We start from the raw sequence: 9,998 nt of genomic DNA, 5'->3' as shown, positions 1-9,998 counted from the left end.
CGACGGCTTATTTCAACTATTTTATCATGGTCGAGAGATTTTATCAGCTGACCATATACCGGCTGTCCGAAGAAATGTGTACTTTTGCCCATGTTATCTGAGTTTGGAAACAAAAGCAAAGATAACAAAAAGGGCTGATACCTCGTGAGAAGTGTCAGCCCTAATTCATAAAAAATGTGGGATGTTTAGCGGACAGTAATAAATATCAATAAATAACAGCGGTGCTCTCTGAGGGTTTCTGTGAGCTTGTCGTTTTGGTGTCGTTTTCATTTTATGCACGCAACAAACTCTTGAGAAACTGTGGCAGAACAAAAACAAAAGCAGATGACAAAACTCATGGGCGACATGAGATGGTGTCATCTGCTTTCGTGTTTCGTAAGGCGGTATGAAAGAGAGTCGGAGCTTATTTCCGGTTCTTGTCAGCCAATTTCTCTCGGTCGGACTTTATCAGTGCCAGCAAACGCTCCACAGCCTCTTCCTCCGGGATGTTTCGTTCCACACATTCTTTCTTCCGATAAAGGCTGATTTTCTTCGGACCGGCTCCCACATAACCATAATCGGCATCAGCCATTTCGCCCGGACCATTCACGATGCACCCCATGATTCCTATTTTCAGTCCTTTCATGCCTTGGGTGGCTTCCTTTATTCGGGCAATCGTTGTGCGAAGATCGTAGAGTGTTCTGCCACAGCCGGGACAAGAGATGTATTCCGTTTTCACCATGCGCAGTCTGCCTGCCTGCAAGATACTGAATGCGGTTTGCTCCACGTCTGCCTGCGAGAGATTGCCTTCGTTCATCAGCCACAAACCATCGGTGAGTCCATCAATCATCAGTGCGCCCATGTCGGCAGCCGCTTCTATTTGGAACTGTTCTTTCGCCGACACCCCATCCGATGGCTCCGTGGTTACAGAATGTCTGTACATCTGTGCGAAGACCACCGGGTTGGTTGCGCCTGCCGCCATCATCCGGTGCACCAAGGCACGCTGTTCGGCAAGCCGGTTCTGATGATTGCTCACGCAGATGACCACCACTTCGGGATGGTATTTCAAACAAGTGAGAAACTCTTCCTCCGGTGTGCCATACTTTAAGACGAGAAACTTGATTTTAGATTTTACTGTTCCGATGAACGGGATGGCAGGTGTTGGGAAGATGGGGTAAACATTTGCCGGCGGAAGTTCGCCTTTCGTCGCCAACTCGATGTAATTGTTGTAATCGAGGATGTAGTTTTGGTTCTCCGACAATCGTTCCGGGAGCATGTCGTTTACATAGATGTAATCGGGACGCGGAAGGTTGGGAGCGACAACGGTCGGCATCTGCTTCCCAGTCGGAAGGTTGGCAATGACAACGGGAACGTTCTCGCCACCGATATTGCCGACGGAAAGGGTCTTTCTGCGCTGTGGATGCAGATAATCGAAGCCCTTGTAAACTTCGGCAGGCACGAGAATATGCCCTTGCTTTTTTCGGATGTGTCGCACGAGGTGGGCAGCAACGGGAATTTCCTTTTCCGGTTCTTCGCTCAGAGATACGCGAATGGTGTCGCCGATGCCATCGGCGAGCAACGCTCCGATGCCCACTGCGCTCTTGATGCGTCCGTCTTCGCCTTCACCGGCTTCTGTAACGCCGAGATGCAGCGGATAGTGCATATCCGCCTTATCCATCTCTGCAATCAAAAGGCGCACCGAACGCACCATGACGACGGTGTTTGAGGCCTTGATGGAGATGACTACATCATCGAACTGCTGCTGCTTGAAGATGCGGAGGAACTCCATACAGCTTTCCACAATGCCTTCCGGCGTGTCGCCGTAGCGCGACATGATTCGGTCGGACAAACTACCGTGGTTCACACCTATGCGCACTGCCGTGTGATGCTCCTTGCAAATCTTGATAAACGGTGTCAGCCGTTCCTCTATGCGTTGCAACTCGCCGGCATATTCCTCTTCGGTGTATTCCAAGTGCTTGAACGTTCGACCAGGATCCACGTAGTTTCCGGGATTGATGCGCACCTTCTCGGCATACAACGCTGCCACATCAGCCACGTTCGCATTGAAGTGCACATCGGCACAGAGTGGTGTTTTGTAACCATCGGTACGCAATTGTGCGCTGATGTGTTTCAAGTTCTCTGCCTCGCGCTTCCCCTGTGTAGTCAATCTCACAAGTTCTCCACCGGCGTTGATGATGCGTTCCGCTTGCACCACGCTCGCTTCGGTATCATCGGTTGAGGTGGTAGTCATGGATTGCAACCTGACGGGATTGTTGCCGCCGATGTTCAAGATGCCCACCTGCGCCACCGTACTCTTTCTTCTCTCGTAATGAAATAAATCTATCATGCTTTCCGCGTGCTGACCTGCCTGAATTGTTGAACTTTCAACCTACTCGCGCGGTAGAACTTCCGGCAGCGACTTAGCACTTAAACTTATAATCCTTGATTTCCGACAATTCTTTGTTTGCCTTTACTATCTTCTCGCCCAATTTGGACTTCCATGTGGCAACCTTTTTCGCCACTTCCTCATCGGCGAGTGCTATCATCTCTGCGGCAAGAATGGCTGCGTTTTGTGCTCCATTGACCCCTACTGTGGCTACGGGAATGCCGGGAGGCATCTGAATAATGGAGAGCATGGCATCCAGTCCGTCGAGCATTCCTTTGATGGGCACACCGATGACAGGCAGAGGGGTGGATGCAGCGATGACACCGGGCAGAGCTGCGGCCATGCCTGCTCCGGCAATGATCACTTTAATGCCTCGTTCTTGTGCCTCCTTGGCAAACTTCTCCACTGCTGCGGGGGTGCGATGCGCTGAAAGTGCGTTCACCTCGAACGGTATTTCGTATTGTTCCAACCACTTACAAGCCTTTTCCATGACAGGAAGGTCGCTTGTTGACCCCATAATAATACTAACTAAAGGTTTCATTTTTTTATGTTTAAATGATCATTATCGTAAAGAATGCACTCGCGATACCCAGAAAGAAACCCGCCGTTACTTGCATCAGCGAATGTTGGCGCAAGATAATGCGACTGGAACCGACAACTCCCGAGACGAGGACGGCAAGACAAAACCACCAAATGGGATTGAAACTGAGTATCATCGAGAAAGCCACCAATGCTCCCAAGACCCCACCTATGGCTGCCGTATGTGTAGAAATCTTCCACCAAACGTTGATGATGGCGCACAACACCTGAATCACCAATGCCACCACGAGTACCGATGTGATGAGATGAGGGAGGTGTAGCAGACTCATGATGTAGAAACAGCAGAAATAACAGAGAACGGATATGACGTAAGGTATCATTCTTCGCTCTTTCTGTCCCAACTGAATGAGTGTCCAACCGTAATATTGTCGATACATATGGATGAGTAATGTGGGGATGAGCACCGTGAAAAGATAGACCATCAGCACAAGCGAAATCTTGAATTGCCATGGGAATGTGCTGAGATAGGAGAAGCCAAAGATTGCCAGTATGCCCACAATGGGCAGATAGAATGGTGTGAATAACATGCTCACCACCCTGGCAGTCAATATGATTTGTTTCTCTCTCATGTTCTTTACTCTTTGCGCAGTCTTGCCACCGGAATGCTCATTTGCTCGCGATATTTGGCTATTGTGCGTCGGGCAATGGGGAAACCTTTCTCTTTCATCACCTTGGTCAAAGCCTCATCGCTGAGTGGTTTTTTCTTGTTTTCCCGGTCAATAACCTCTTTCAGTGCGACTTTTATTTTTCGTGTGGACATCTCTTCGCCTTCTTCCGTGGTGTAGCTGTCGGTAAAGAAGAAACGGAGAGGGAATGTTCCCCAACGTGTTTGTGCATATTTGATGTTGCTGACGCGTGAGATGGTGGAGATATCCAGTCCGGTTCTTTCGGCGATGTCCTTTAGAATCATGGGCTTCAGGTCTGCCTCATCTCCGTCTTGGAAGAACTTTCGCTGAATGTCGATGATGGTTTTCATCGTTAAGTAGAGCGTGTTGCGTCGTTTTCTGATTGCCTCTATGAAGCCTTGGGCTCTATCCACCTTTTCCTTTACATAGAGCAGTGCCTCCTTTGCCTGTTTGTTCATGCTCTGTTTGTTTTCCTTGTAGCCTGCCAACATTTCGTTGAAGCTCCGAGACACGTGCAATTCCGGCAAATGTCCGTGGTTGAGCGTGAAGCTGATGGTTCCGTCGTCCTCTGTATCTACGATGAAATCGGGCGTTATCTGTTGCACATTTCTTCCCATTGTCTCTCCCATGGAGGAGCCGGGCTTGGGATTGAGCTTCAAAATCTCGTTCTGCAAAGTCTTTACTTGGATGTCAGAGAGCGAGAGGGCACTCTTTATTTTGCCCCAATGTTTCTTTGTGAAAGCATCGAAATGGTTGGTGAGAATTTCCCGGATGTACTGATACAGCTGCTCATCGGCTTTCCATTGTCCGGTTTGCAGCTTTCGTTCTACTTGCAGGAGCAGGCATTCCTGTAAGGTGCGCGCGCCTATTCCGGGAGGGTCGAAGTCTTGCAGGATATGCAATGTGCCGTCTATTTCTTCCTCCGTGCAATCTATTCCGTGATAGATGGCAAGTTCATCGGCAATGATATCCAAATCTTTTCTTAACAAGCCGTCATCGTCGAGACTTCCGATGAGGTATTCCATTATGCCTCGTTGCTTTTCGGTCAGCACTCTTTCGCCCACCTGTTCATTGAGTTTGTCGATGAACGATGTGGTGTCGCCATAGACAATCTCCTCGTAGTCGGCATTGTAGTTTTGCCTACTGCCTTCAAAGGTGGGCAGGTCTTCATCGGACTGCAAACGTTCCAGCGCGGTGTCGAGTGCGTCTTGTCGTTCTTCCTCTTCCTGTTGCGAATCGAAATCATCGCCCGTCGTTTCTGCTGTTTCTGCGTTCTCGTCGAAATCGCTTTTCTCATCTCCCCTTTCCAAGGCAGGGTTGTCGTCGAGTTCGGCATTCACGCTCTCTTCCAATTCGGTCAATGGCATTTCGAGCAGCTTCACTTGCAACATCTGTTGTTGGGAGAGTCGCTGCACCTGTTGTTGCTTTTGTTCTTGTACCTGTATTTGTTCTTGAGCCATTATAACCTGAATTACGATGCAAAATTACGAAAAAAGAAACACATTCTATCTGAAATAATCGCGTAATTGCGCTGCCAAAGCCGAAAGTTTTTGTGGATTGTCGTTTCCATATCTGTTCCATATCTCCTGACAAGGAGGCAAAAGGGGTGAAATGAGTAAGTCGTCGCGGTTCAGATAGGGGTCGCAAAATCGGAAGACATCCATGATTTCGACTATCAATCTCGTGCTCAGTCTCATCATTTTCGCCAGTTCCCGCACCTCCGGGGTGGCTTCTGCCATCGTAATGGGGGTGAGTCGGAAATAGAGTTCGAGTATCATGATGAGCATTACCGGCTTCAGTGCCTTGTTTTGTGGCAGGGGCAGGAAATCGGTCTCAAAGGTATGCTTCTCGTCCACGTCCTTATAGAACAGTGTTGAATTTCCAAACCCTTTCATTTCCCTTAGCCGTTTCACGTCTCTTTTCAGCTTTTTAGGATTTTCGGCATAGGTGTCCCATATCAGTTGTATGACAGGCGTGCCACGTTGCCTCAACAAGAACTGTTGCTCGTAGAGATAGTGCGGAGGAATGTGCAGCTCCAAACTTACCTTTACCAAGTTTCTCGAGTACATGGGCTTCATGCCCACCGGCTCTCGTAAATACACTTGCAGCAGCAAAAGCCAGTATTCGTCAGACCATAAAGGATGCGTTGCCATAAGCAAAATAGGTATCTTCGTTTCAACGCAAAGATACCTATTTTTATTGTAAAGCCCAAATTTTTTATCGGTTATCTCTCCATGATCTCTCTCTTAAGGAACGCCGAATCAGAGGCAGGGACATTTGGGGGCAAAAGATACATTGTCATTCCTCTTTTGAAGAGCGACATACGCATAAAATAAAAAAGAATGTGTGGAAAGTAAGCGATAATGAAACGCGAGACCGTCTGCAAACGCCTGCCACAACTTCATGGAGCTAATTGGAAAGCTTTCTGAGTTTGGAGCGAAGTTTTAATGCTTTCTCAACCTCTTTCAGTTCTTTCTTACGCTGCTTGCGAAGTTTGTTCAGTTCTTTGTATTCTTTTTGTTTGGCTTTATATTCTTTTTTAGCGTTCTTGAACTCGTCTTTTGTCTTGTCGGCTCTACTTTTCACATCATCGTACTGCTGCCTTTTTTGTTCAGCCATTGCCTGAATCTGTTCCGCGGATAAGGTGCGATAGTTTATGCTTTGCGCGTTGAGTTGATTGCCACCAACGATGGTGAAGAATAATGCAAAGATGAAATATTTCTTCATGTCTTTTGTTGATTAATGAGCCGTAACCTCGATGCTGTTTTTTTCATGTCGCAAATTTGCTTTTGCTCCAAAAACAGCCCTTGTCGCGCCTCTTTCGATAAAATAGTGTTTCTGTTGATGTATGCAAAGATAGTCATTATAATGAATTAAACAGCGAAAAAGATACGTTTTTTTGCGAATAAGCTTCAATTTTATGATAAAAATCAAGCAAATGGAATTGCTATTGAAAAAAATCCTCTTGTCATCTTACCCGTGTATGGCAATGAAAAGTCCTTTATCTTGTCCCAATAGTGTTCTAATCACCATGAAATTACATTACAAAAAACTGCCTCCGAGGCGCACTTTGCAATCTATTGATAATCAGAACGATACGAATTGCGATTTAAAAGCTTAGCTTTTGCACTCCGATACATGACCTTTTGCAGTGCAAAAGGTAAGCTTTTGGAACGCAAAAGGTAAGCTTTTGACAGATGAATGAAGAATTTTTAGGACATTATCGAACTTTTCCCATGTCGTCGGGAAAACATTTTGCAAGATGCATCTTCACAAAAAGCAAATACAACAATACACTTGCATAACAGTTGAGGCAATAAAAAAGAAACAGTCCGGAAAGCTTGCATAAGCTTGCACCGGACTGTTTCTTCTTCTATTTATCGGAGTCTATGACTCAAGCGTTGTCTCTTTGGAGTCTATGCCGCCATCCCAGTTATCTCCGGATTCATCTATGGGGGTTGATGGTTCATCACCCACCTGACTATTAAGTGAATCTGCTGCCAATGGAGCCTCTGTTTCCATGCGGTATGTCATGGTTTGTGGCGCAATATATCTTTTTTCTTTTCTTGTCATGACTTTCAATGTTCTTAAAGTTTCTTATAAATACTTATAAACTATTCTCACATAGGTGCGTTACCGCATTCCTTAGTACTTCACTACCAATTTCTTTCCTTTGGCAATGTAGCAACCTGCCGGCAGTCCTTCGGTGGAAGTTGCATTCTTCCGCACGAGTTGTCCGCTGACTGTGTAAATATCGCCAAGCGGTTCTGCCTCTTCCACTGCCTCGATGCCATTGATGCTCGTTGGTGAAACAATGTTGTCATCCACCATCAGCCGGTAAGATTTGGCTCCGCTCTGTGTTTTGTCGTTTACTATCCACCAATGGAAGCCTTTCGACCATATCGGGGTCGTGCGTTTCCACCATTTATTGTCTTTCAAGGCAAAGTTGCCCACCTTCACGGCATTGTTTGTTTTCGTCAGTGTGCCTTCTATGTGTAGTTTTCCAAAGGTGTACTTCGTCTTTTGGTCTGTGGTCAGTGTGTTGATGATACTCGTCTCCGGCTTATCCATCGAAGTTCCTTGTATAAAATAGGTACGCATGTTGTCCGCCAATTGTTTTTCGACGCCGTCGTAGTCTATGTAATTCCGCATCCATGGACGCAGTGTCGGTTCCATGTCAGGTTTGATGAGACAAGGGGTATTAGCCTCTATCGCCACGGAGTCATAATGTTCCGCATCCATATTCACTTTCGAGAAATAAATGGTGTTGTCATCATCACCTTCCGCTTTTTCTCTGAGCACGGCAACCTCTGTGTTTGGACCAAACCCGACTTTCACTTGACCGCCGTTAAGCGTTACCGGCGACACAAAGGTGTTCCATTTGTGAGGTTTAAGGCTCGCATGGAGCAACAAAGTTTCATATTCCCGGTTCTTCATGTAGTCGATGTTTTCAGCATCCTCGTCAAGCAGGTAAGCACTTTCACCGATGTATTCCAACTTAAACTTGTCGAACGACAGCCAATACTGGTTCAATCTTGTGTTATCGTTCATGTTATCTGCCACAATACCGATATTCAGGATATGAGGAGAACCGGTTTCGTCTTCCCCACTCCATGGCAAATAGATGTAAAGTTCGTTAGGATATTTGCCTTCCTTGAACTGTGTGCCTGACCAAATGTAATCTCTGTTTGCTCCGTCCGTGAAATTATTTGTAGAGAAATCTTGATCGGTGCCGATTTCCTTCAATGGTTTCTTAACAAACGTTCTCGCCGGTATGCCGGATTCATCGACAAAAGGATTTTTATAGTCGTTCAGATAATTACCGTATGATGTATAATAATTCACATCAGGATCAGCCATAGGAACTTTATACACTGTTGTAGGCGACACGAAAGCTGTGAGATAAGCGGAGCTTTTCGTTCCGTCTGAATTTGTTACGGGGCGATAGAAACCTTGGCATGAAACTTTATACCAACCATCGAAAGGCAAATTGACAGCCTGAACGAACATACCCGATTTACCTGCCGTATGATTGGCTACGGAACCCGTTGCCCGGGTGACGTTCACACCCAGCAAATCGGCATATTTTCGTCCCATCTCAATTTTCTTGTTGGCAACAGAATAACTTTGAGCGTAATCAGGCAACAAGTCCTTGTTGAAACAATCAAGACGCTGATTGCCCTGCGTATTGATATTCATGTTGCCGCCACTCACCGTAAGGTAATATGGTTGCCAATCATGATACATGGGTTTCTCCCAAGAAAAGGTCGGTCTCCAGTCGCGTTGGAAATCAGGGTTGTTGATGTAAAATGAAGCCGACTCTCCATAATATATTCGCGTCCATAAATCGAACTCGCGTAAAATCTCGTGCAGCGGAACCAATTGCCATTGTGCGTAGTAATCATTGGGGTCTGCCTCTGTGCTCTCTGACAACTCCAACGTTTTTGATTCGGTTGCTCGAAGTGGATGATAAGTCCCGTCAGAGTTGTAGTAATAAAGGTTATAGACATGAGTGTACTCATCGTAGCCCTCAACCGGAACAGCTTCCCAAGGATAGGATGCGCCATTCAATCGGTAAAATCCCGGGAGTGTTTCGCCGGGAGCACCCGTCATGTCTTTGCTGTATTGCATACTTGAACGTCCGTTCATTGGGCAAAGGAAATGAACTTTGTTACATTTCTGACCTCCGACAACATGTTGTCCTTGTTTCTCTTGTACGCCATTCATGTGGAACGGATAGTAGGGCATGTTTTCCAAAATCATTTCCACACCGTTGTTTCCACCTTGCGTCACATACAAATCGGCAGCGATGTTGTACAACACAAAATAGTTCTTAGGTCCAGCCGCAGATTCAGCTGTAGCCTCAAGACCACCATAATAAATGGCAGGAGCAGAACCTCCTTGCGCTTTTACGGACATTATGCTCATCCCAAGCAGAATGCCAAATAAACATTTTCTCAATAACATCATATACATTAGGTTTAAAAATAGATTTTTTTGCGTTAAGAATAGCATCAACGCACAGAGCAGAATCGTCAAAGAGTTCCTATTGTCATGGAAGAATAACTTGCACCGTTAAGGTGTTATCCGAATTGTCAAGTATTCAAGAACTCGAAAAGCAGCCTCTGAATGGCAAAAATGTCTATGTTAGATGATATTGGCTGCAAAGGTAAATCTTATTACAAATAATAACAAATTCGGGGGGGGTATTTGTGATAATTTAACATATAACCCTTGTATAAATCTTATGGTTTAACGTATGTTAGTATAAAAGAAGATGTATTTGTTAAGAAATGCGTACCCAAGCCTACTTGCCTTAATTCAAAATCGGTCATTAAGAATTCACGGTGTTGCATGGCAGTGAGAAGAGCTTTATTTTGTCCCGATGGTGTTCCAATCACCATGAA

At 45.9% G+C, this 9,998-nt stretch carries 8 protein-coding genes; all 8 read right to left on the bottom strand.

Features of this window, described 5'->3' with window-relative positions; all coding sequences use genetic code 11:
* Positions 1-403: 403 nt before the first annotated feature.
* A complete protein-coding gene (locus tag ETF27_RS07595; protein WP_130830542.1) occupies positions 404-2,326 on the bottom strand; it encodes a 4-hydroxy-3-methylbut-2-en-1-yl diphosphate synthase in 1,923 nt (640 codons plus the stop codon).
* 73 nt (positions 2,327-2,399) lie between these two features.
* Positions 2,400-2,906 carry a 5-(carboxyamino)imidazole ribonucleotide mutase gene (gene purE, locus ETF27_RS07590; protein WP_130830543.1) on the bottom strand — a complete coding sequence of 169 codons (507 nt, stop codon included), beginning with the start codon at positions 2,904-2,906 and terminating at the stop codon, positions 2,400-2,402.
* Positions 2,907-2,916: 10 nt separating this feature from the next.
* On the bottom strand, positions 2,917-3,534 hold the full coding sequence (locus tag ETF27_RS07585) for a phosphatase PAP2 family protein (protein ID WP_147785656.1): 618 nt from the start codon (positions 3,532-3,534) through the stop codon (positions 2,917-2,919).
* Between the two features lie 5 nt (positions 3,535-3,539).
* Positions 3,540-5,051, bottom strand: coding sequence for an RNA polymerase factor sigma-54 (rpoN, locus tag ETF27_RS07580; protein WP_147785655.1), 1,512 nt, complete (start codon positions 5,049-5,051; stop codon positions 3,540-3,542).
* Positions 5,052-5,096: 45 nt separating this feature from the next.
* On the bottom strand, positions 5,097-5,744 hold the full coding sequence (locus tag ETF27_RS07575; RefSeq protein ID WP_147785654.1) for a hypothetical protein: 648 nt from the start codon (positions 5,742-5,744) through the stop codon (positions 5,097-5,099).
* A gap of 256 nt (positions 5,745-6,000) precedes the next feature.
* A complete protein-coding gene (locus tag ETF27_RS07570; RefSeq protein ID WP_025875786.1) occupies positions 6,001-6,318 on the bottom strand; it encodes a hypothetical protein in 318 nt (105 codons plus the stop codon).
* Positions 6,319-6,978: 660 nt separating this feature from the next.
* Positions 6,979-7,173, bottom strand: coding sequence for a hypothetical protein (locus ETF27_RS07565; protein ID WP_147785653.1), 195 nt, complete (start codon positions 7,171-7,173; stop codon positions 6,979-6,981).
* A gap of 63 nt (positions 7,174-7,236) precedes the next feature.
* Positions 7,237-9,519 carry a hypothetical protein gene (locus ETF27_RS07560; RefSeq protein ID WP_147785652.1) on the bottom strand — a complete coding sequence of 761 codons (2,283 nt, stop codon included), beginning with the start codon at positions 9,517-9,519 and terminating at the stop codon, positions 7,237-7,239.
* Between the last annotated feature and the right edge of the window lie 479 nt (positions 9,520-9,998).

Source organism: Prevotella brunnea (assembly GCF_008016795.1).
Taxonomy (GTDB): Bacteria; Bacteroidota; Bacteroidia; order Bacteroidales; family Bacteroidaceae; genus Prevotella; species Prevotella brunnea.
The sequence above is the reverse complement of the archived record's forward strand: the minus strand, read 5'-3'. Positions and strand labels throughout refer to the sequence as shown.